This is a genomic window from Larkinella punicea (genome assembly GCF_003334855.1).
Taxonomy (GTDB): domain Bacteria; phylum Bacteroidota; class Bacteroidia; order Cytophagales; family Spirosomataceae; genus Larkinella; species Larkinella punicea.
On sequence record NZ_QOWE01000018.1, the window covers coordinates 73892 to 95819 of the forward strand.

The window sequence follows — 21928 nt, forward strand, 5'->3', positions numbered from 1 at the left end:
CGGATTGACTCTTTTTTAAATTTAGGGCTTACGATAAGAACGTTAGTTGAGCGCGATCAACCGACCCGTCACAGCAGGTGGCTGGGTCGTAAGCACCAGGTTGTTGACCTTGGTATCAAACCCGTCGGTAACGACCACCTGGTAGGCTCCGTCGGGTAATGCGTCAATAGCCATTTTGATCCGGGCTATTCGTTGCCGCCGTCCGACGCGCTGAACGAAAAATTCCTTTCCGGTGCTGTTGACCAGCCGGACTTCAACAATGCCGCCGACCAGTTTATCGACCGCGACGCGGATTTTACCCTCGGTATCGGTGTAGAGACTGCTTTGATACGATTGCACTTTTCCGGTGGGTTTCGGTTGGCTGGCATTAGTTACTGCGAAAGAAACCGTCAGGCTCGTGAACAGGAAAGCTATGATCAGGGATTTGGTGAGCGTTTTCATGGCGTGAGAAGTTTAGTTTGGTTGTCCGTTTTGGATAAACCAAAGGTCCGCTTCCGGGCAAAAAAAACCTGTCCCAGATGAGTCAATCCCTGCTACTTTTGGGAAATGTCCTATAAATCGGTTGATCGGCTTACTGTTCGAGCGAGTTGGCCAGATTGGCAGAAGCGTTCTGCATCCCCATGAGTGTGTCGTAAAACCAGACGGTGTAGGCTTTGACGGTGCGGAAATACAAATCGAAATTACCTTTGTTTAAGAAAAGCACAAACCGATCAAAGGGAACAGCTTCGCCCTGGTCAATGGCGTAGCGAACCACGGCTTCAACAACCGGGATGAACCGGCCCGGATCGGCGGTAGCAAACCGTTCGTTCCAGTAGATCAGGTGATTCCCCTGGATAAACCCGAAATCGGTGAAGGTTTTCAGGAATTCGTTTAACGCGTCTTCAACTGTTAACTGAATCATGATTTGGTAAAGCCGTTGTTGGTTGCTACACCCCTGAAAATTTGCAAAATGCCCGAAAAACATAGCCCGGTGAATTTGTGGATACCTTCGCCAAAGCCGGTGCTGACATTTGCCCGAGAAATTCAAATTAATACAAAAAAAGTGCCAAAATACCCGGAAACGATTTACAAGTGATCCCCGATTTCGCAGGTACGTAAAAACGCCCGATCAGAATCCGGTAAACGCATGGCATTTCTTACCTTTATTTGGAAATTGGGTATGATCCTGATTGCCTAAAACCCTTTTCGGTCTGTTTCCTGTGCGCGATTTTCACCTTAAAATAGGTTCCTCCCTTTCCCTGGCAGTCGCCATACTGGTATCTATTCCACGGTTTATTCGACTGGAAAACCATGACTTTACCCATTATGCAGCTACCATGTCCTACACGTTCGCACATGGTTTCAGTTGCTGGGTCTTTCATCAATATGTGCTCAACCAACCGCGCATCGTTTCTTTTTTTCGCCCCCGCTGGGCCGTCGGCCCGGGAAGTGTTCTCTTTACACTGGCTCTTTACTTGCCGTATGATCACCTGATGGCCTCTGTATTTAATCTCAGTGTACTCTGGAAGGAGATTCCGGCTTCCAGACGTTTGGCCTGGGTTCTGCTGCGCGGCAGTGTGCTGTCTTCCTTCATGTTTTTTGTGGCCTATTACCTGAAACAAAACCAGGAATCTCAAGCGGCTAAATTGGAAAACGAGCGTCTCAAGCAGGAAAATCTGAAAGCCCGTCTGGAGGTTTTGAAGCAACAGATCAGCCCTCATTTTCTGTTTAATTCCCTGAATACGCTAAAGAGCATCAGCCAGGAAGAACCGGTGAAGGTCTTCACGATTCAACTGGCCCAGGTCTATCGCTATTTGCTTCGTCATACGACCGCCGATGTGGTGATGGTACAGGATGAGCTGGCCTTTGCAGAAGCGTATTTGTCCATTCAGAAGGCCCGATTTGGGGATAGCATCCGGTGCGATATCGCCATTGCTCCCTCCGTGTATCCCCGGTCTGTTTTGCCCTTCGTGATCCAGCTTCTCCTCGAAAATGCGATTAAACACAATACGGCCACGTTGCATAAGCCCTTGTTCATCCGCATCTACAGTGAAAAGGATAGCCTCATCGTCAGCAACAACCGGCAGCCTAAACATACGGTGGAGCCGTCGACGGGATTGGGTTTAAAAAATATTCAGATGCGGTATGAGACGATTGCCCGGCAGAAAATCGATATTATCGCCGATGAATTCACCTGGACCGTTAAAATCCCGTTGCTGAGGGTATGAGAGTAATTGTCATTGAAGATGAGATCCCGGCCGCCCGCGAACTAACCGGTTTGCTCGCCCGCTTGCGCCCGGACTGGACAGTCGCTGCGATTCTGCAGTCCATCGATGAGGGAATCGGCTGGTTGAACGACAATCCGCAACCGGATCTGATCTTCGCCGATATTCAACTGGCCGACGGCCTTAGCTTTCAGATCTTTTCAACCGTTGCCATCACATGCCCGGTTATTTTCTGTACGGCTTTCGACCAGTATGCCATCCGGGCGTTTGAAACCAACGGCATCGATTATGTTCTGAAACCTGTTGAGCCGGAGCGACTGACGACGGCCCTGAAAAAATACGAAAATCTGACTCGGGCCGCCCCGCAGCCGCTTCCGACCCTTCCTTTTTTTAAACAGTTACTCGAGCAACTCAGGCTCCCCTCCTTTCCGACCTCGCTGCTGGTATACCACCGCGATGCGATTATTCCGCTGCCCGTGGCCGACATTTTGTTCATTCATTACGAGTCCGGGGTGGTCTTGGCAACCAGTCAATCCCAGCAACGCTTCGTCCTTACCCAAACACTGGATGAGTTGGAAGCCCTATTGTCTCCGCAACCCTTTTTCCGCGCGAATCGCCAGTATATTATTCATCGACAGAGCATCGTGAATGCGGAGCGGTATTTTGGCCGGAAACTAGTCGTCAAATTAACCGCCCCCGTACCCGAACCGGTGATCATTAGCAAAGCAAAAGCCGGAGAATTCCTGACCTGGCTCCAACAGTAACCCATCGTTCTGTCCGTTTCAGGCTGCTCTTTGTCCATTTCACGTCAAATTCCCCAACAGCCCGCATCCGGAACGGCTAGGTTTGTCCTGATTTAACACCAGACACGATGAGCCGCAGTTTCTTTCTGAAGGGCCTGATTATTCTTTGCTTCATTGGCATGGCCGATAGGGCATCAGCAGCGTTCGATCCATCAGTCCGCTTTTTGACGAACCTCTGCGCCCAGCAAAATTTCACCATCAGCGGGTCGGTTAAAGACGCCCAATCAGGTGAACTGATGATTGGTGCCACCATTCGGGTGAAAGAACGGCCCGGAACCGGAACGGTTAGCAATGAATACGGTTTTTATTCGCTTACCCTGCCACAGGGCCACTACCAGCTCCAGATATCCCTGCTGGGTTTTGCCGATGAAGTCGTGGTTGTTGAGTTGACGTCCAGCCGAAAACTGGACCTGGTCCTCACCGAATCGTCGCAAATGCTTGAGGAAGTCGTCGTTAAAACCACCACGGCCAACGAAAACATCACCAACCCGACGATGGGGATCGAACGACTGGCCGTCAGGGACATCCGAAACATTCCGGTGTTGATGGGAGAACGCGACCCGCTCAAGGTGTTGCAGTTGCTGCCCGGTATCAAATCGGCAGGCGAGGGCAACAGTGGTTTCAACGTGCGGGGGGGTAACAGCGATCAGAACCTGATTCTACTCGACGAAGCCCCGGTTTACAATGCCTCACACCTGCTGGGTTTCTTTTCCACCTTCAACGCCGATGCCATCAAAGACCTGGCCCTCTACAAAGGCGGAATGCCCGCACAATATGGCGGGCGGTTGTCATCGGTGCTGGACGTCAAGATGAACGATGGCAACAACCAGGATTTCCACGCCAGTGGCGGTATTGGCCTCATATCGAGTCGGCTGGCACTGGAAGGACCCATTCAGAAGGGGAAAAGTTCTTTTCTGCTGACGGGCCGCCGAACCTATGCCGACGCCTTTCTGAAGCTTTCCAACGATCCGGATCTGAACAAAAATACGCTCTACTTCTACGACCTCAACGCCAAACTCAACTACACGATTTCGCCCAAAGACCGCATCTACCTCTCCGGTTATTTCGGACGCGACCAGTTCGGACTGGGCGATTTATTTGCCATCAACTGGGGCAACGCAACCGGCACCCTCCGCTGGAATCACCTCTACAACGCGAAACTATTTGGCAATACCTCCCTGATTTACAGCCAGTATGATTATGAGGTAGGGGTCAACAACGGCAGCAACCAGTTCAATCTCAAGTCGTCCATTCAGGACATCAATCTCAAACAGGAATTTAGCTATTTTCCGAATCCGAAAAATTCGATGCGGTTTGGCGTCAACATCATTCACCATACCATCACCCCCCGCACCCGAACGGCTACGGGCGAAAACTCCAGCATCAACAACACCCGTGATCCTGCCCGGACGTCCTTCGAAAGTGCCCTTTTTTTTACCAATAAATGGCAACCTGCCGATCCATTTACGATTGAATATGGCCTGCGACTGACCGCTTTTTCGGTTATGGGTGGCAGCCCTTATTACACCCTGGATGCCAGCAAAACCATCGTCGACACCCTCCGGTATGGCCGTGGCGAAGTCGTGAAGCAGTATCTGAATGCCGAACCCCGCGTGTCGATGGCGTATGTGATCCGACCGGATCTGTCCGTCAAAGCGTCGTATACCCGAAACGTGCAGAACCTGCATCTGCTCTCGAACTCCAATGCGTCGACGCCCAACGACCGCTGGGTGCAGAGCAGCAACGTCATCCGCCCCGAACTCGCGGATCAGGTGGCCCTCGGCGTCGTCAGGAACCTGAACGACAATGCCTACGAATTCAGCACGGAGGTGTATTACAAAACCATGCAAAACCAGATCGATTACCGCAATGGTGCCGATTTTACGTACAGTGACAACCTGGAAACCCAGTTACTCTTCGGGAAAGGGCGGGCCTACGGAGCCGAATTTTTGTTCCGCAAAAAAACCGGGGCCCTCAGCGGCTGGATTGGCTACACCCTGTCGCGGACAGAAAAACAGATCGAAGGCATCAACAACGGTTCCTGGTATGCGGCCAAACAGGATCGCACGCATGACATTTCGATCGTTGGCATCTACAAACTATCCCCGACCTGGACCGTATCAGGAACCTGGGTCTACAACACGGGCAATGCCGTAAGTTTTCCGACGGGGAAATACCGCATCGACGGGGCCGTCTTTTTCAATTATACCGAACGGAACGGTTACCGGATGCCCGCCTACCATCGGCTGGACCTGGGAGCCACCGTGACCTTTAAGAAACGCCGACACTTCGAATCGGATCTGGCATTTGGTCTTTACAACGCCTATGGACAGGCCAATCCGTATGCGATCAATTTTGAACAAAGCCCCGACGATCCCACGATCACGCAGGTACAACGCGTAACGCTGTTCAAGTTTATGCCTTACATCACCTACAATTTCAAATTTTAATCGCCGACGATTCCCGTCTTCCTTTTCGTTTGCTCATGCGCTCCTTTTCTCTCTTTCTTTTGCTAGCCCTCGGCCTGACCGCCTGTGTCGAAACCATTCAACTGGATTTGAGGGCGGTAGACAACCAGCTTGTCATTGAAGGCAAACTGACCGACGACTCGACAGGGAACGAAATTCTGATCACGTCAGCGGTCGATTTCCAACTCAAAAATGAGTTCCCGCCCGTTACGAACGCAACCGTTTCCGTCCGCGATGCCGCCACCCAGCAGAGCGAAGTACTTACCCAATCGTCCCCCGGCGTGTATGCCATCCGGAAAATCCGTGGCATTCCGGGCCATCAGTACTTCCTGACCGTGGTGGTCGACGGCCAAACCTATACCGCCACTACCTCAATGCCCGAAAAGGTTCATTTTGATTCGTTAACGTATGAAGAGGTGACCCGCTTCGATACCGAAACGAAGATGGTAGCGGTTTATCAGGATCCCGCTGCCGTCGCTAATTACTATCGCTGGACTTTGTCCCGAAACGGGCTACCCGCCCCGGATGTTTTTGCCCGCTCGGATGTGTTCACCAATGGCAATCAGGTTCGGCAAACCATCCTGAATTCAGAAGAGATTCATCCGGGCGATACCATTACCGTCGATATGCAATGCCTGCCGAAGTCTGCTTTTGATTATTTCAACGGTTTAATGAAGCTTCAGGGCAATAACATCAACCAGGGCACATCGCCGACCAATCCCGAAACAAACCTTTCGGATGGTGCCCTGGGTCATTTCAGTGCTTACACATCGCAAAAACGGACAGTTGTCATCCGATAGGAAGCCCCGGCCCTGTTTTTTCAACGGCGGTTTTCGTTCGACTGCTCAACGAATGCTTCGGAGTGAGGAATGTCCGGAACTGATCGTTGCCACAAAATCGTCATCGTTCAGGTGCGGATAAGCCGCGTATACCCGGTCAATTTCTTCCATCTGCCCCGGCGACAGCTCCTCCGCCGGATTCAGACACCAGCGCCCTTCGAGCAGTCCCTGCCGACGCAGCACCTCGTGAATTCCGGCAATGCAGCCGTGGAAACCGTGGGCCGGATCGAAGAAAGCCGCGTTGCTGTCGGTGACTTCGACGTTGCGCGCCAGCAGTTCCGCCAGCCCGTCGTTTCCGTTGTTGAGGCAGGTTTTGATTTCGTCCAGCAGTTCGACTGCTTTTTTCGTCCATACGGCCCAATGCCCCAGCAAACCGCCCACGAACCGCTTTTCAACGGATTTACCGTCGATCGTAAACCGGTACGTCGTCAGTAAATCCGCCACAATGTTGTCGTCGTTGCCGGTATACAACGCAATCGCATCCCGGCGGCTGGAATGGCAAACCGCCCGCACCACATCCAGGGTCTGATACCGGTTGAAACTGGCGACCTTAATAGCCTGAATGTTCGGAATTTCGGCAAACTGGTGCCAGAAATCGTAGCTAAAAATGCGCCCACCGACCGATGGCTGCAAGTAAAAACCGAATACCGGAATCACTTCGGCCACCGCCCGCACCCGATCCAGAATGGCCGCTTCAGTCCAGTTTTGCAAACCGCCCATGCTCAGCAACCCCAGATCGTACCCGTATTTCAGGGCGAGTTCGGCTTCCTTCAGTGCCTGTTCGGTAGGGCCAACAATACCGGCGACTTTGATGAACGGACGATCCAGTTGCGCCTGCCCGATTTCTTCGGCGGCTACCTTTAAAACCGTTTCGTAGAGATTGATTCGGGGGTCGCGAATCTCGAACTGGGTGGTGTGAACGCCGACGGCCACCCCACCGGCTCCGCTCGCCAGATAGTAACGGGTTAAACCACGTTGCCGGTTTTCGTCAAACTGCCGGGACGCGTTCAGGGCTAAGGGGTGGGCCGGAATCACCGTACCCGCGTGCAATAACTGCTGGACATCAGAACGTAATGCCATGTTGCTGTGGGTTAAAATTTGCCATCCCGCTCCTGAAAATGAGTCGGTTTGTTCAAGGTTGTGCCGCCACCCTGCAACCACGCGACGGTCAGTTCCATCATCTGCCGCAGCGTGACGCGCGGGTAGCCGAACAGCTTATTGGCCTGCGACGAATTACTCAGCAAGGCCGTTGGCTGGGCTTCATTGACAAAAACCGGGGCCTTGCCGAGCATTCTGCCATACTCCTGCGCCAGCCACTGAATCGAGACGGTTTCGGGGCCGGTGACGTTGAGAATTTTGGCCGGCACGTCGCAATGCCGCAGCGACCGGAGGGCAATTTCGTTGGCGTCGCCCTGCCAGATGACATTGGCGTTGCCCATCGCCAGGTTGATCGGTTTTTCGGCAATGACGGATTTGGCAATTTCCAGCAACACGCCGTAGCGGAGATCAATGGCGTAATTCAGGCGGTAAATCAGCGTCGGCGTGTTGTTTTTCTCCGCGAAATACTGAAAAATCCGCTCGCGACCCAGACACGATTGTCCGTATTCGCCAACGGGTTCGGGGGCGGTTTCTTCCGTTGCGCCCCCGGACGTCACCGGCATAAACGGGTAGACATTGCCGGTGGAAAACGCCACAATCCGGGAGTTGCGGTATTTCTCCGCCACCCGACCGGGCAAATACGCATTCATCGCCCAGGTGAAGGCTTCCTTTCCGGTGGTGCCAAATTTGGTTCCGGCCAGATAGAGCACATTTTTCACGGACGGCAAAGCTGCCAGATCATTTTCGTTGAGTAAATCAGCCGAAATCGTTTCGATGCCGTCGGCTTCGAGTTCGCCCTGGAGCTGCGGGTCCGAAAACCGGGAAACACCGATGACGCGTTTCTGAATACCGGCCTGCTCGATGGCCTGTCTGGCCAGCCGCGCCAGACTCGGCCCCATTTTTCCACCAACCCCCAGAATGAGGATATCGCCATCCAGTTCGTGTAAATCGGAAACCAAAGCCGTCGAGGGCCTGATCAGTTCCTGTTCCAACGCGTGTAAATCGTTCATGTCTGTTACTTAAAAAACAATTGGTTGACATTGCTCAAGGCCAGCCCGAAAATGACCAGCAAGCCCAACGCCCCGGCTACTTTGACGGCGGTCGAATTGGCGTAGCGGCCCATGATCCGGCGGTCGTTGGCAATCGTATACATCGCCACCCCGATGAAAGGCACCACCAGGATGGTAATGCTTTGGGCAAAAATGATCAGGTCGAGCGGCAACTTTCCGAAAATCATGGCGATCGAAGCCCCAAAAACCATCACCAGCGCAATCAGGTATTTGACCCGTTTGGAACCCAACTGACTGCCGTAGCCCAGCGCATCACCGAGGAGCGTTCCGCCGACGGTGGCGTTGCCGACCAGCGACGAAAACGAAGCGCCGAACAAACCGATCAGAAACAGCACCGAGGCATATTGCCCAAAAATCGGCTCCAGCGCTTTTCCCATGTCGGAGGCACTGGTCACCTTGATGCCCTTCGGATGCAACACGGCCGCAGCACAAACCAAAACCGTCGCGCTCATCAACCCCATCAGCGTCATGCCGGTGACGGTATCCACCTTTTCATCCCGCACTTTTGGATTAACCCGCACCCGCTCCTGCACCAGATACGACTGGTAAAACGCGCCGACAATCGAAAAACAGGAGGCCGTAAATGCGATGACCAGCCCCAGCGAACCCACGGGCAGCGACGGTACGAAACCGGTCACGACCTCGCCATAATCCGGCCCCGAAAAGGTCAGCGTGGCGATGAAAGCCACCAGCATCACACCAACCAGCATGATCATGAGCTTTTCGAGCACTTTATAAAACGACTTCAAAAAAAGCAGACTAATTCCCAAAACCGTGAAAAGACCAATCCAGACGTTCACCGGGGTATGCGTGGCTTCGGCGATGGAAATCCCGACCCCGACGGAGTTGCCGGCCTGGAACGAGGTGGCTACCAGAAAGACCCCGATTCCCACCGCAACCGCCACCGGATTGCCCCACTTCTGCCGGATCGTCGCCAGCAGGGACTGGTTCGTTGCCAGACCAATCCGGGCGGACATGGCCGTGAAAATGATCATGAAAAAGATGGCCATTACAATGATCCAGAGCAGCGAATACCCGTATTCGGCCCCCATTTTCGAGGTAATCGTCATTTTGCTGGGGCCGAAAACCAGCGCGGCTGTGATGATACTGGGACCCAGCGACGACAGCCAGGCTTTTAGCGTCCGGGGCGACGTGCGGCCCGGCCCCGGTTGCGTGGGCATTTCATTCGGTGAATCAGCGGTTTTGGGGTGCATGCGTTTCAGGAAAGCAAGGTTTTTCGAAGATATACTTCCTGCGCCAATATCCTTCATCTGGCGTCAAAATACCGGGAGCCAACTTTTTGCCCGGCCGAATATCCACTACTTTTGGGAATGGATTACTTTAAAAATCTTCTTGATGTCTTAAAAATTGAACGGGAAGAAGATCGCAATCAATACCGCCGACAGACCGAAAGCACCTCCGTTGCCGAACGCCGGGCCAACGGCCTGACCTGGTATCCCATCGCCATTCGAGGTTCCGAGATGAGCCGGGGCGACTACCTGACGGTGGAAGTGGAACGCACCACGCACCTGGATGTTTCGCACCAGTTCCGGTCGGGCATGCCCGCCGTTTTCTTCAGCAACCACGATCCGAAAAACGACCGGGTCGAAGGAACGGTTTCTCACCAGAGCGGCAATCGGCTCAAAATCACCCTGCTGACCGACGAACTGCCCGACTGGTCGCGGGATGGCAAACTGGGCGTTGAACTGCTTTTCGACGACAAGAGCTACGACGAAATGCAGGACGCGCTCAAGCTCGCGAATTCGCTGAGCGAAGGGCCGCAACACCGGCTGGTGAAGATTCTGACCGGCCAGTCGTCGCCCACCTTCCAGACCGATTTACCTCCGCTGCCGATTCCGCAACTGAATGAAAGCCAGAACCGGGCGGTTGAAAAAATCCGGGCCGCCAACGAACTGGCGATTGTTCACGGCCCTCCGGGAACCGGCAAAACCACCACGCTGGTACAGGCCATCAAAGCCCTGTTGAAACAGGATAACCGGAAAATTCTGGTGGTTGCGCCCAGCAACACGGCGGTCGATCTGTTAAGTGAAAAATTGCACGAACAGGGGCTGAACGTCCTGCGGGTGGGCAATCCGGCGCGCGTTTCGGAGCGGCTGATGGCGCTCACGCTGGACCACAAAATGGCGGAACACCACCTGATGAAAGAGGCCAAAAAGCTAAAAAAGCAGGCGAATGAGTTTAAAAACATGGCTCATAAGTACAAGCGGAATTTTGGCAAAGCCGAGCGCGATCAACGGAAAGCGCTATTCGATGAGGCTCACCGGATTATGAAGGAGGTGGGAAACACGGAGCAGTACATCATCGACGATCTGGTGGCCAAAGCGCAGGTGATTACGGCCACACTCGTTGGTTCCAACCAGTACATGATCCGGAATCTGACGTTCCATACCGTGGTCATCGACGAAGCCGGGCAGGCCCTGGAACCCGCCTGCTGGATTCCGATCCTGAAAGCGCAAAAGGTGGTGCTGGCCGGTGATCACTGCCAGTTGTCGCCGACGATCAAATCGAACGAAGCCGCCCGAAAAGGCCTGAGCACGACTTTGCTCGAAAAATGCGTGGCGCTGCATCCCGAAGCGGTCAGTGTGCTGGAAGAGCAATACCGGATGCACGCGCACATCATGGGCTATTCGTCGCAGGTTTTTTATGCCAATCTCCTCAAAGCACACGCGTCGGTGGCGGCTCATTCGCTGTTTCCCGGCGACAGCGCGCTGCGGTTTATCGACACGGCGGGCTGCGGTTTTGACGAAAAACTGGAAGGTACCAGCTCCACCAACCCGGAGGAAGCCACTTTGCTGATGAAGCATTTAACGCAACTGGTGGCCGAACTGAGCCCGTTTTACAGTCCGCAGAACTTCCCGAGCATTGCGATCATCTCGCCCTACAAACAACAGCTCGCCGTTCTGAACGAGCAACTGGCACACGCCCCTGATTTACAGCCTTATCTGGCCAGAATTGCGGTCAACACCATCGATAGTTTTCAGGGGCAGGAGCGCGATATTGTCTACATTTCCATGACCCGGAGCAATGCCGACGGCGAAATCGGTTTTCTGGCCGACATTCGCCGGATGAACGTCGCCATGACGCGGGCGCGGAAGAAATTGGTCATTGTGGGCGACAGCGCCACGCTGGCGAGTCTGCCGTTTTATGCCGACTTCATTGCGTATTCCGAAAAACTCGATGCGTATCAGAGTGCGTGGGAATGGCTGTAAATCTTTCAATCTAATAACAAAAACCGCCCGAATGACGTGTCCGGGCGGTTTTTACTTGATGCTGTTTGAATTTATTGCGTCAACACTTTCAAGGTTACGGATCGGGAGCCGCTCTGAACCTGTAAAAACAGCAGGCCCGGCATCGGATGCAAAACCGGCAGGGTCAGTTGTTCCACCGCAGCCGCTTTTTCCACCTGCCGTTCATTCAGCAGTCGGCCATTGACATCCGTCAGTTGCACCCGCAACGGCTGGCCTTCGGCGCCCCGGATTTCGACACGCACCTGATCCGACACTGGATTGCCCAGCAAAACCGCCTGAAGATTGTCCCCACGTTCCGCCGACAACCGACCGCCGGAGGGCGCGCAGGTCAAGTTGATCGGTGAGCCTTTCAACACATAGGTGCTGTTCTGGACTTTGGCACTGATTTGATGGTTGACGTTGTCTTTCACCTGCGCCGGGGTTGCAAATGCATAACCGTGGGCGCCGTTGCCTTTCTGGGCATCTTTCAAATCCTGCCGGTAGTTCTTCGCTTCGATGGTACCGATTGAGATGCCGTCGGCAAAAAACTCCACCAGCATCGGCGTGTTGGGCTTGTTGCGGTCCCACACCCAGCCCCGGATTTCCTGGCAATTCACCACCGACAAATAGCCCTCGAAGTTGCCCGTCACCACCGGCGGTGGCGTCGTCGATCCCGCCACTACCGTCAGCACCACGCTGGTCGGCGTCGCATTCGTTCCGTCGCTGGCCGCATACGTCAATGTATATGTACCGGCAGCTCCCGTGGCCGCCGTGCCGCTGATCTGGCGGTTGCTGACCGTAAAACTCAGCCCGGAAGGCAAACCGCTCAGCGAATAGGTCAGCGATTGATTTTCAGGATCGGTAAAAACCGGTAGCGTGACGCTGAATGCCGTTCCAATAGTGGCGGATAAAGGTGTTGTCGTGGGCGCAACGGGTGGTAGATTGATTGGTTCCCCGCTTCCCTGACAAGTCAGTGCTTTGGGCGGATTTTTCAGCATGAAACTGCTGCCCGCTACCCGTGCCGTGAGCAGATGCGGACGACCGTCTTTCAGGCTGGCAGGAATGGCAAGACTAAAGGCATGTTTGCCGTTGCCCTTGCCCGCGTTGAGCAAATCCTGCCGAAAATCACCCGCCGGGAGTGTGGCAATGACAGTGGCTCCGTCGAGAATGTCTACTGAAATAACGGTGTTGACTTTATCGCGATTCCAGGCCCAGCCCCGGAAGGTTTCGCAGTCCACACCGTAGACAAAACCGTCGAAACTGCCGGTGGTGGTGGGCGCACTGATCACCACCGAAGCGGTTCCGGGGGGACTGACACAACTGCCAACGGTGCAGGTTGCCGAGTAAACCCATGTCCCCACGGCAGCGGTAGAAACCGGAATTGCCGCTCCCGTTCCTTTCGTATTGTTCGACCCTGCCCAATTGACGGTGCCGCCCTCACAGCCGGAGACGGTTATTGAAACCGAAGGGGTGTTTTGGAGAACCGGCTGGGAAATACCGGCTGACAGTGCCAGCGTGGGAGCTGACATGCTGTTGCTTCCCGGTTCGTTGTTGCAGAAAGCCGTAAAGTTGCCTCCTCCGGGCAGGCCGGGGTTGTTCCAGAATTGCACGCTTTTGCTACAAAGCTTTCTGAGGGCTTCCGGAAAACAACCTGTCAACTGATTGCTAGCTAAACTGAGGTCTTTCAAATTAGACAAAACTCCTAGACTATTTGGAATTGGGCCGCTTAATTTATTGTCATTTAGCCTGAGGTATTGTAACAGGGATAAATTCCCCAGACTGGCGGGAATCTCTCCACTTAACTTATTCATGAACAATTCAAGATATTCCAATTTAGTCAGATTCCCCAGACTACTAGGAATAGGCCCCGTTAACTCATTATTATACAAGAAAATCTGCCTTAGTTTTGACATATTACCGAAGCTTTCCGGGATCGATCCACTGAGCTTATTATGATCGGCATAAAACCTATCGAGATTAATCAGATTTCCCAATTCATCAGGAATTTCGCCAGTTAGCTCATTATTATATAAAGCCAAAGCTTGCAGATTGACAAGATTTCCCAAACTATTGGGGATTGGTCCACTCAGTTTGTTGTTGTACAACCCGAGACCGGTCAGTTTTGTCAGATTTCCTAAACTACTGGGAATTTCTCCACTCAACTTATTATCATTTAAGGAAAGCGAAATCAGCTTTGTAAGACTTCCCAAACTGGCAGGAATTTCCCCAGTTAATTGGTTGAAACTTAAAGCAATAGAAATTAAATTTGGCAAATTCGCCAAACTACCAGGGATTGATCCCGTCAACTGGTTGAAGAACAAGCTAAGAGACGCCAGATTAGAAAGATTCCCGAAACTACTGGGAATCTCCCCGCTCAACTGATTGGAAGTCAGGCTAAGTTGCCATAAGCTGGTCAAATTTCCTAAGCTAGCAGGAATCGTTCCTACTAGATTGTTGTTTTCCAGTTTGATTTCACCCACCCGGTTATTAATACAAGAGACGCCATACCAGCCACATGGGTTATTGTCCGTCAGCCACTTATCAGATTTTTTCCAGCCGGAGCCGTTGGTGGAATTGTAAAGATCGGCTAAGGGCGCATAATCGGGATGTGGGTCGGCACCGGATGCCAGTAAGCTGATCACGACCGAAGCCGTTCCGGGCAGGCTAACACAACTCCCCACGGTGCAGGTAGCCGAATAAACCCGCGTGCCGGTGGCTGACGTGGGTACGGTAATGGTGAATCCACTCCCGGCGGTATTGTTCGGTCCCGACCAATTGACGGTGCCGCCCTCACAGCCGGAGACGGTTATTGAAACCGAAGGGGTGTTTTGGAGAACCGGCTGGGAAATACCGGCTGACAGTGCCAGCGTGGGAGCCGACATGCTGTTGCTACCCCGTTCGTTGTTGCAGAAAGCCGTAAAGTTGCCTCTGCCGGGCAGGCCGGGGTTATTGTAGAAATTTACGGCTTTGCCACATAATACTCGCAAAGATTCCGGAAAGCAGCCACTTAGTTGATTGTTGTATAGCCAAAGGTATTCCAGTTTTGACAGATTCCCTAAATTGGCGGGAATGGGTCCGCTCAATTGGTTATTTTGTAAACGAAGGGATTGCAAATTGGTCAAGTTACCCAAACTTGATGGAATTACCCCGGTTAATTGATTGTCACTTAGAACCAGATTTTCCAGTTTATTTAAATTTCCAAGGCTAGCGGGAATAGACCCGGTTAATTGATTGACATTCAGGCCGATAAATCGCAAATTGGTTAAACTTCCCAAAAATTCCGGAATCGATCCGGTTAATTGATTTAGGGTTAGGTAAAACTGATCCAGTTTAGCCAGGTTTCTAAAATTGTCAGGAATCGAGCCGGTTAACTGATTGCGGGACAAGGAAAGGTGCTCCAGGGCTACCAGATTCCCCAGACTGCCTGGGATGGGTCCACTCAACTCGTTATAGTCCAACGTTAAATACCAAACCTTGGTTAGATTTCCCAGGCTAGCCGGTATTTCACCACTCAATTTATTGGTACTCAAACTTAAAAACCGCAGATTGACAAGGTTCCCCAAACTACCGGGGATAGCGCCTTCCAGCTTATTCTCCATCATTGAAAGGGAAGTCAGATTAATCAAGTTCCCAAAACTGTCAGGTATTGGCCCGCTCAATTGATTGAAGTTGAAGTTAATGCCCTGTAGATTGGTTAGATTTCCCAGACTAGTCGGAATTGATCCACTTAGCTGGTTGGTACCAATTGAAAGGTCTTGCAGACTGGTTAGATTCCCCAAACTGCCGGGAATGGTACCCGTCAACTTATTTGCGCCCAAAGAAAGGTATTGCAGGTTCGTTAAATTTCCTAAACTGGCCGGAATTTCACCGCTTAACTGATTTTCATACAAATAAAGACTTTGCAACTTGGTTAGATCTCCCAGGCTACCGGGGATGATGCCCGTCAACTTATTGGTGCCAAAAGAAAGATAGCTCAGTTTGGTTAAACTTTCCAGGTTACCGGGAATCTCCCCGCTTAACTCATTATTATTCAAATACATTACCTGCAAGTTGGATAAGTTCCCCAAACTGCCCGGTATCGCTCCCGTCAATTTATTGAAAGCCAAACTCAGCGTTTGCAGGCTTGTCATACCACCCAAACTGGCAGGAATAGTACCAGTCAAATTGTTTCGACTCACCATAATTGACAATAAATTGACTAGATTCCCCAGACTGGCAGGAATCTCTCCACTCAACTGATTGTAATCCAAAGTAAGGTATTTAAGATTATTTAAATTACCCAGACTAGCAGGAATCTCCCCACTCAATTGGTTGTAGTAAAGGTTTATAGACTGTAGATTGATCATATTACCCACACTACCGGGGATTTCACCACTTAACTGATTATTGCTTAAAACAAGGTTTTCTAAATTGGTAAGCTTACTCAAGTCGCCGGGGATTTCTCCAGTCAACTTATTTTCCTGTAAGGAAAGATATTTCAAATTTGATAGGTTTCCCAAACTGTTAGGAATACTTCCACTTAACTCATTTTTACGTAAAAAAAGATTTTGCAAACTGGTCAGATTTCCCAGACTTTCAGGAAGTGTACCACTTAACTTATTCTCACTCAAATAAATATCCGTCACCCGGTTATTCGTGCAGGAAACTCCATACCACCCGCACGGATTATTGTCCGTCAGCCACTTATCAGAATTCTTCCAACCCGAGCCATTGGTCGCATTATACAAATCGGCCAGCGGAGCATAATCGGGATGCGGATCGGCGCCGGAAGCCAGCGAAGAGGCCGCTAACCCGAAAACGATGAGCATTCCTAAAAACCGGGAGCATACAACCGTTCGGCTGAGCCAGTGGCGGTTTTTCCGCAAAAAGAGAGGGTTTCCGGCCATGCGTAGCCGATTCGTTCCGGTTGGGTAAAAATGATTCATAAATAAAGTAAACTATGTGGGAATTGGGGTTTATTACTCAAAAATGTCCGTTATCCATCGGCTTTTCAGGCCAATGGAGGCAACACGCAGCAGTACGATGGAGTCTATACGTCCACTAATCGACGGATACGCGTCCAGTTGCTTCTAAAAAGAAAGATGGGAGAAATTGATCGGCGAGGTGAGATCAGGAGTAGCCGATGCGTTTAAAAGGGCTGTCAAACCCCAACAGGAAACGAGAATACCGGCACTTCATGGCCAGCGAGAAAACGAGTGAAGAAAAATACATCTGGCCAGAGAAAAGGGGAAATAAATAATCGTTTTAAAACGCTATAGAAACGTATAAAGCATTACCTGTATGTTCGTTTCTACTTGTACAAATATACAAAATTGGTTTGACATACACCCGTAATCAAAGCGTTATTTTTCAACCGAAAAAGGGAAATTAAAAAATCAGTTTCGTCCGCAAACTCGAGGTTTGAAAAGGGCGTTGTGCGTTGCCCGTGCGGTTCATTACTTCATTGGTTGTGTCCTGAAAAATATCATCAAACCGCTCGCCTTTTCGCAGAAACTTCAGCAGAGCCATCGTAAAGGTTCCATTACGCCCCGTACCGTTTTGAGCCACACTACCCGGTGCTGTCGCATAACCAATAAACAAATTATCGATCCGGGCCTGAGCCAGATCGATGGTTTTAAAACCCCGGTCTACCTCGCCCCTACTCCAGCTTCGGAATGGATTTTCGCGACAGGCATCCAGCAAAACAATGCTGTTTTTGGCACCCAGTTCCCGAAACTCATCGAGTACCCGGCTGACCGGAAACGCTTCGTAACGCACATCCTCTTTTTGCTCCAGTTTGGCACCAGTCGGGATCATGTAGTTTTCGCCGGCGACCTCAATTCCGTGGCCCGCATAAAAAAACAGGGCCGCATCCGCACCTTTAGCTGTCCGGTTAAATTGCTGAAACGCCTTTTCGAAACTTTGTTTATCCGCCAGATCTTCATGGCGTGTCACCGTAAACCCCAATGACTGAAGCCGTTCGGCAATATCGCGGGCATCGTTGAGCGGACGCCCTTCCAGCCCACGACCTTCCAAATAACCGGAATTCCCGACGATAAACGCATAGCGGCTTTTTGAAACAGAAGATGTTAAAACCGGCGTGACCCGATTTTCATTCCGGATAGGTGGAGTCTCGATTTTTTTTGCATAGGATCTATTTCTGAATGCCGATTTTTTATCCAGAAAAATTGCTAGTGTTAGTGTATCTCCTTGCCTTAATCCTACGCATTTGTACGTATAATTACTGTATCCCAGCGATGTAAACATAATTTCAACGGGGTTCGAACCATATTTTGGCTGTCCATATTCATCTATAGCATCAATATGAAGACTAAATTCCCCGTCACTATTGGTCTGTGTTCCAATGGTCGTCCCCCTCCAGACTATACTAATTTTCGGAATCCGTATATTCTCTGAATAACTATAAACAGCTCCCCTGATCACAACTGGTTTCTGAGCATTGATGTGGCCACAACAAATGAATATAACCACCAAAGACAGTACAAAAGCACGTATCATTTTCTGAAAAGGAATGGTAATTGAATCTTGAGCATCGTCCGATTTTCGCAAGATACTATTTCACGAAAACCTGTGGAGGTGAATACCGCATCTTTTTGTTGTTGCCTCCATAGCGCTTTACCCACAAATCGTGCGGCAGCACGTCCAGGATCAGGTGCAGGTGCCGGGCTTCCATGTTATCGGCATCGCCATTGCCGAGCCAGAACCCAAAATCAAACGATCCCTGGTCATTGCCGGTATCGGTCGCGGTGCCCCTCAACAGCGTTCCCCGGTCATAAACGCACTGGCATCCGGAATACTTGCCGGTGCCCCGGTAGGAGTTATTGAAACCGTGGTAGACCCAGGAGTTGGGCCATTCGCGGATCCACCCATTGCCTTGCCGGTCGTGCTCACCATCGCCGGGCTCCTTCAGCGGACAGTGGTTGAACTGGTTGCGGTTGACGTGGTAATACTGCTTCAGCACAAAAATACGCACCTGATACTGTTCGCTGTTGTTGTCGACATCGTTGTCGTTGATATCCAGCATCAATTCGCCGGTCGACTTGCTCAGGAAGTAATCGCCCGCGACGTAATTGGGACCGTCCTCTTTGATCATCCGGTCTTCCGATACCATAAAAATATTTTTAACCGTTTCATCATAGCTGCGGAACATCTTCCGGCAACTCCCGCTTTCCGGCCCAATTTGCCACATCAGCGCCCCGTGCAATACAGACCGACGCTTATTGAAAAAGTTATCGAAACTCTTGGGAAGACCAACCGGATAGGCCGACCCATAAAACAGGCCCACCCGGATTTTCCCCAGGGCTTCGATATAAACATAATCATCAAATCCAACCTGAATACCGGTTCTCAAAGGCTGTTTCAGATTACCCGGAACCGATACGGTTTTAGCCACAAAATAGCTGTCCGGTGATTGGGCTGCGACGTTTTCCGTACCCGTCAGCACCAGGACGAGCAGGAGAAAACCGATTGTTTTGTACATATACAGTGGCGTTTCCATCAATTCCCTTTGCTCAATTCATCAGCCGCCACGTTGATCAGCGTGCCAATCATCAACCCCTGCAAATCGTGGCCCAGCGCACAGTCGTTCACGCGTTCCATTCTAAACTGGGGCTGGGTGCCATCGTCGTTGACGTAGAGATAACCCCGGGCTTCCACCTGGCACTCATCGCAAATCCAGCACCCTCGCCCCACCCAGGTCGAGGTCATGTCGATGGTGTATCGACGGGTATCCGGGTCGTAATTCCACTGGTTGGTGATGCCCTGGTAATCGCGGCCCGTGTTCGGGTAATACTGGTTCATGAGCAGACCGGCATACTGGCCGACGAACGCATTGGCTTCCTGATAACTGCCCTGGTAAACCGGTTCTCTCGTCGTGTTGCAGGAGAACAATGTAAGCAGACCAACGACACAGGCGACCGTAATTCCGGTCCGATTGCGAAAGGCGACAAGTGATTTCATAACAGAAAAATAGTTTATGGTTTTCCGCCCCGTCCGAAGCGTTTGACCATCTATTCTGTCTACGGTTTCAAGGTTATCGGCTTCTTTAATTTTTTTTCAACTACGGGAAAAGCTTCCTTTCAAAAAATACCCACTTTCTGCTATTTGTACTCAAGCCTGCCATGATTTTACACCATTTAGTTGGAGTGAATGGGTAATTCTGCGTAAACTTCTGGCATTCAAAGACGTAGAATCCTCTTTTCAGCCTGATCGTATGCCTTTCCGGTTCTTCCTGCTCCTCCTGTTCCTCGGCATCCGTGCGGCAGACGTCTACGCCAGCCTTCCGGTTCTGCTCTCGGCATCGCAACCGAAATACAGCCTGGGAAGGCGGGTGGATTTTCTGGCCGACACGCTGGATCATCTGACAATCAACGATGTACGCAAACCAGCACTGGCCCGCCTTTTTCAACCCAGTTTGCAGGAAACCCCCAACCTGGTTTTTGCCAACAGCAGCTACTGGTTCCGCTTTCAACTTTTGAATCAGGACGTTCGGCCGGAAAGCCGCTACCTGTTCGAAGTCGGCTTTGGTAACATCAGGGAAATCGATCTCTACCTAATCGACCGCAACGGCAAAATAACCCGCTTCCGGGCGGGCGATGCCCTGGGGCGCAACAGCCGGCCAATTTCGTCAAACACCTACGTCTTTCCCCTGCCACTCCGACCCGGAGAACCCTATACCGTTTATGTCCACATCGATAACCGCCAGCTTCACAGCTACTTCCCGCTCATCATCTGGGAAGAAAAGGGGTTTCAGGCCCATGCCCAGGTGGCCACCCTGCTGTGGGGCTTTTACTGGGGAACGCTGTGTCTGATGCTGCTGTACCACCTCGTCATCTGGCTCTTTACCCGGATTGTGAGCTATCTCTACCTGGCGTTTTACCTGCTTTCCTACCTCTTTTACGAAGCCTGCCGGGGGAGTAACATCGGCATCCGCTACCTCTGGCCCAGCTCGACCTGGCTGGCCGAACACGGGCTGGGGCTGTTTTCGCTGGGTGTGTTCTTTACGTTCATCATTTTTTATTCCCGGGCGCTGAACCTGCGGCAAACGATTCCCCGCCTGTATTATACCCTCTGGATTCTGTGCGGCCTGAGCGTGATCCTGGTCGGGATCAATCTGCTCGAATTGCTGCCGTTGTCACTCCAGTTTGTGGCCCTGATGAGTTCCTGTCCGCTGGTCATCGGCATGTTTGTGGCGGGGGTGCTGACGTGGCGGCAAGGGCAGACATCCTCGAAATTTTATGTCATTGCTTCCATGTGTTACTCCCTCGGTTTTGCGCTCTTTGTGCTCAACCGGGTCGGCATCATTCCCGGAACCGGTCTTCTGATTCACTATTCCCAGAACATTGGTTCGCTGCTGGAATTTACGTTCATGTCGGTGGGGCTGGCCGACTACATCCGGAATGAACGACGGTCGGTCCGGCAGATGAAACGCCAACGCGAAATCGCCGAACTGGCCGCTTACGAACAGGAGATTCGCAAAAAAATAGAAATGGAAGAAGCCCTCATTGCCGGACAGATTCAGGAACGGCGCCGGGTGGCCGACGAATTACACGACCAGTTGGGCAGCGTCCTGTTTAGCATCCGCACCCGCCTGAGCGAACTCAATAACCCTGATAAACAGCCGATTATCGACCGTTCGGCCCTACATTCGCTGTTGCAATCCGTACAGGACGCCTACGACGGCATCCGGCTGATCGCTCATAATTTCTGGCCCGACGAACTCGACGAACGCGGGCTGGGCAGCAGCCTCCAACAACTGACCAACAGCCTGAACCGGGCCGGCAAAACCAGCTTTGTCCTCCAGTTGAGTGGTATGGAAGAGCAACTGAACCGGATTGCCAAGTTTCATCTCTACTGCGTTTGCCTCGAACTGGTCACCAACATTCTGAAACACGCCCAGGCCAGTGAAGCCACCATCCGGTTTATGGTCGACGAAAACCGGAAGTTCCTGAAACTGAGCGTCCGCGACGACGGTTTGGGCTTCGATCCTGACCAGTTTCCGCAGGGAAAAGGACTGCGAAGCATCAACGAACGGGCGGGATTGATGAGCGGCACCATCAACGTCTCGAACCTGCCGGACGGCGGAGGCACCTGGGTTCAGATTCGGATCCCACTGATCGAGATCAATCTACCAAAACCGCCCATCCATCAACAACTCAACGAGCCGTTGGTAAGTCCGGCTCGTTGAGTCGCCCTGATT

At 51.8% G+C, this 21928-nt stretch carries 16 protein-coding genes and 2 pseudogenes; 7 read left to right on the plus strand and 11 right to left on the minus strand.

The annotated features are described in order from the left end of the window. Positions 1–42: 42 nt before the first annotated feature. Both DUE52_RS20945 and DUE52_RS20950 read right to left on the minus strand, forming a co-directional pair. Positions 43–441, minus strand: a complete 399-nt coding sequence (locus DUE52_RS20945; RefSeq protein ID WP_114408006.1) for a hypothetical protein — start codon at positions 439–441, stop codon at positions 43–45. Positions 442–571: 130 nt separating this feature from the next. After that, on the minus strand, positions 572–901 hold the full coding sequence (locus DUE52_RS20950) for a hypothetical protein (RefSeq protein ID WP_133299891.1): 330 nt from the start codon (positions 899–901) through the stop codon (positions 572–574). 415 nt (positions 902–1316) lie between these two features. Here DUE52_RS20950 and DUE52_RS20955 point away from each other — a divergent pair, with 415 nt between their 5' ends. From DUE52_RS20955 to DUE52_RS20970, 4 genes are all read left to right on the plus strand, one after another. Then, entirely contained in the window at positions 1317–2207 is an 891-nt protein-coding gene (locus DUE52_RS20955; protein ID WP_114408008.1) for a sensor histidine kinase, read from the plus strand. After that, the gene (locus DUE52_RS20960; RefSeq protein WP_114408009.1) at positions 2204–2968 is read left to right on the plus strand and encodes a LytR/AlgR family response regulator transcription factor; all 765 of its coding nucleotides are present in this window, start codon (positions 2204–2206) and stop codon (positions 2966–2968) included. The genes DUE52_RS20955 and DUE52_RS20960 overlap by 4 nt, the downstream gene beginning before the upstream one ends. A 107-nt stretch (positions 2969–3075) precedes the next feature. Further along, complete coding sequence (locus DUE52_RS20965; protein ID WP_114408010.1) at positions 3076–5457, plus strand: TonB-dependent receptor; 2382 nt, start codon at positions 3076–3078, stop codon at positions 5455–5457. 35 nt (positions 5458–5492) lie between these two features. Continuing rightward, the gene (locus DUE52_RS20970; protein ID WP_114408011.1) at positions 5493–6275 is read left to right on the plus strand and encodes a DUF4249 domain-containing protein; all 783 of its coding nucleotides are present in this window, start codon (positions 5493–5495) and stop codon (positions 6273–6275) included. 45 nt (positions 6276–6320) lie between these two features. On the opposite strand, the gene DUE52_RS20975 is transcribed toward DUE52_RS20970, so the two are convergent. From DUE52_RS20975 to DUE52_RS20985, 3 genes are read right to left on the minus strand one after another with little or no spacing between them, the layout of a single operon-like run. Then, positions 6321–7394, minus strand: a complete 1074-nt coding sequence (locus DUE52_RS20975; RefSeq protein ID WP_114408012.1) for a dihydrodipicolinate synthase family protein — start codon at positions 7392–7394, stop codon at positions 6321–6323. 11 nt (positions 7395–7405) lie between these two features. Then, positions 7406–8422 carry an NAD-dependent epimerase/dehydratase family protein gene (locus DUE52_RS20980; protein WP_114408013.1) on the minus strand — a complete coding sequence of 339 codons (1017 nt, stop codon included), beginning with the start codon at positions 8420–8422 and terminating at the stop codon, positions 7406–7408. Between the two features lie 5 nt (positions 8423–8427). Then, on the minus strand, positions 8428–9696 hold the full coding sequence (locus tag DUE52_RS20985) for an Nramp family divalent metal transporter (RefSeq protein ID WP_229312247.1): 1269 nt from the start codon (positions 9694–9696) through the stop codon (positions 8428–8430). A gap of 117 nt (positions 9697–9813) precedes the next feature. Between DUE52_RS20985 and DUE52_RS20990 the strand changes: the two genes are divergently transcribed. Continuing rightward, positions 9814–11712 (plus strand): AAA domain-containing protein, encoded by a 1899-nt coding sequence (locus DUE52_RS20990; RefSeq protein WP_114408014.1) that lies wholly within the window; start codon positions 9814–9816, stop codon positions 11710–11712. Positions 11713–11783: 71 nt separating this feature from the next. Here DUE52_RS20990 and DUE52_RS32810 read toward each other — a convergent pair whose 3' ends face one another. Both DUE52_RS32810 and DUE52_RS33105 read right to left on the minus strand, forming a co-directional pair. After that, positions 11784–13340 carry a putative Ig domain-containing protein gene (locus tag DUE52_RS32810; RefSeq protein WP_229312248.1) on the minus strand — a complete coding sequence of 519 codons (1557 nt, stop codon included), beginning with the start codon at positions 13338–13340 and terminating at the stop codon, positions 11784–11786. Between the two features lie 201 nt (positions 13341–13541). Beyond that, positions 13542–14411, minus strand: a pseudogene (locus DUE52_RS33105) (hypothetical protein); the annotation flags it as partial. Positions 14412–14463: 52 nt separating this feature from the next. On the opposite strand from DUE52_RS33105, the gene DUE52_RS32815 reads away from it, so the two are divergent. After that, complete coding sequence (locus DUE52_RS32815) at positions 14464–14685, plus strand: hypothetical protein (protein WP_229312249.1); 222 nt, start codon at positions 14464–14466, stop codon at positions 14683–14685. A 65-nt stretch (positions 14686–14750) separates the two neighbouring features. On the opposite strand, the pseudogene DUE52_RS33110 reads toward DUE52_RS32815, so the two are convergent. The 4 genes and pseudogenes from DUE52_RS33110 to DUE52_RS21010 all read right to left on the minus strand — a co-directional run. After that, positions 14751–16538: pseudogene (locus DUE52_RS33110) on the minus strand (leucine-rich repeat domain-containing protein); the annotation flags it as partial. A 559-nt stretch (positions 16539–17097) separates the two neighbouring features. Further along, positions 17098–18228 (minus strand): caspase family protein, encoded by a 1131-nt coding sequence (locus DUE52_RS21000; RefSeq protein WP_374755915.1) that lies wholly within the window; start codon positions 18226–18228, stop codon positions 17098–17100. A 55-nt stretch (positions 18229–18283) separates the two neighbouring features. Beyond that, positions 18284–19210, minus strand: a complete 927-nt coding sequence (locus DUE52_RS21005) for a hypothetical protein (protein WP_133299892.1) — start codon at positions 19208–19210, stop codon at positions 18284–18286. 17 nt (positions 19211–19227) lie between these two features. Further along, entirely contained in the window at positions 19228–19689 is a 462-nt protein-coding gene (locus DUE52_RS21010; RefSeq protein ID WP_114408018.1) for a hypothetical protein, read from the minus strand. Positions 19690–19942: 253 nt separating this feature from the next. On the opposite strand from DUE52_RS21010, the gene DUE52_RS21015 reads away from it, so the two are divergent. Then, entirely contained in the window at positions 19943–21916 is a 1974-nt protein-coding gene (locus DUE52_RS21015) for a sensor histidine kinase (protein WP_114408019.1), read from the plus strand. Positions 21917–21928 lie beyond the last annotated feature (12 nt).

What these genes read in the sequence shown, in the direction of transcription:
- DUE52_RS20980 (WP_114408013.1), bottom strand. Translation starts at nt 8,422, where the DNA reads ATGAACGATTTACACGCGTTGGAACAGGAACTGATCAGGCCCTCGACG.
- DUE52_RS32815 (WP_229312249.1), top strand. Translation starts at nt 14,464, where the DNA reads ATGGTGAATCCACTCCCGGCGGTATTGTTCGGTCCCGACCAATTGACG.
- DUE52_RS20970 (WP_114408011.1), top strand. Translation starts at nt 5,493, where the DNA reads ATGCGCTCCTTTTCTCTCTTTCTTTTGCTAGCCCTCGGCCTGACCGCC.
- DUE52_RS21015 (WP_114408019.1), top strand. Translation starts at nt 19,943, where the DNA reads ATGCCTTTCCGGTTCTTCCTGCTCCTCCTGTTCCTCGGCATCCGTGCG.
- DUE52_RS21005 (WP_133299892.1), bottom strand. Translation starts at nt 19,210, where the DNA reads ATGTACAAAACAATCGGTTTTCTCCTGCTCGTCCTGGTGCTGACGGGT.
- DUE52_RS20965 (WP_114408010.1), top strand. Translation starts at nt 3,076, where the DNA reads ATGAGCCGCAGTTTCTTTCTGAAGGGCCTGATTATTCTTTGCTTCATT.
- DUE52_RS20975 (WP_114408012.1), bottom strand. Translation starts at nt 7,394, where the DNA reads ATGGCATTACGTTCTGATGTCCAGCAGTTATTGCACGCGGGTACGGTG.
- DUE52_RS20985 (WP_229312247.1), bottom strand. Translation starts at nt 9,696, where the DNA reads ATGCACCCCAAAACCGCTGATTCACCGAATGAAATGCCCACGCAACCG.
- DUE52_RS21000 (WP_374755915.1), bottom strand. Translation starts at nt 18,228, where the DNA reads ATGATACGTGCTTTTGTACTGTCTTTGGTGGTTATATTCATTTGTTGT.
- DUE52_RS20945 (WP_114408006.1), bottom strand. Translation starts at nt 441, where the DNA reads ATGAAAACGCTCACCAAATCCCTGATCATAGCTTTCCTGTTCACGAGC.
- DUE52_RS20950 (WP_133299891.1), bottom strand. Translation starts at nt 901, where the DNA reads ATGATTCAGTTAACAGTTGAAGACGCGTTAAACGAATTCCTGAAAACC.
- DUE52_RS20955 (WP_114408008.1), top strand. Translation starts at nt 1,317, where the DNA reads ATGTCCTACACGTTCGCACATGGTTTCAGTTGCTGGGTCTTTCATCAA.
- DUE52_RS21010 (WP_114408018.1), bottom strand. Translation starts at nt 19,689, where the DNA reads ATGAAATCACTTGTCGCCTTTCGCAATCGGACCGGAATTACGGTCGCC.
- DUE52_RS20960 (WP_114408009.1), top strand. Translation starts at nt 2,204, where the DNA reads ATGAGAGTAATTGTCATTGAAGATGAGATCCCGGCCGCCCGCGAACTA.
- DUE52_RS20990 (WP_114408014.1), top strand. Translation starts at nt 9,814, where the DNA reads ATGGATTACTTTAAAAATCTTCTTGATGTCTTAAAAATTGAACGGGAA.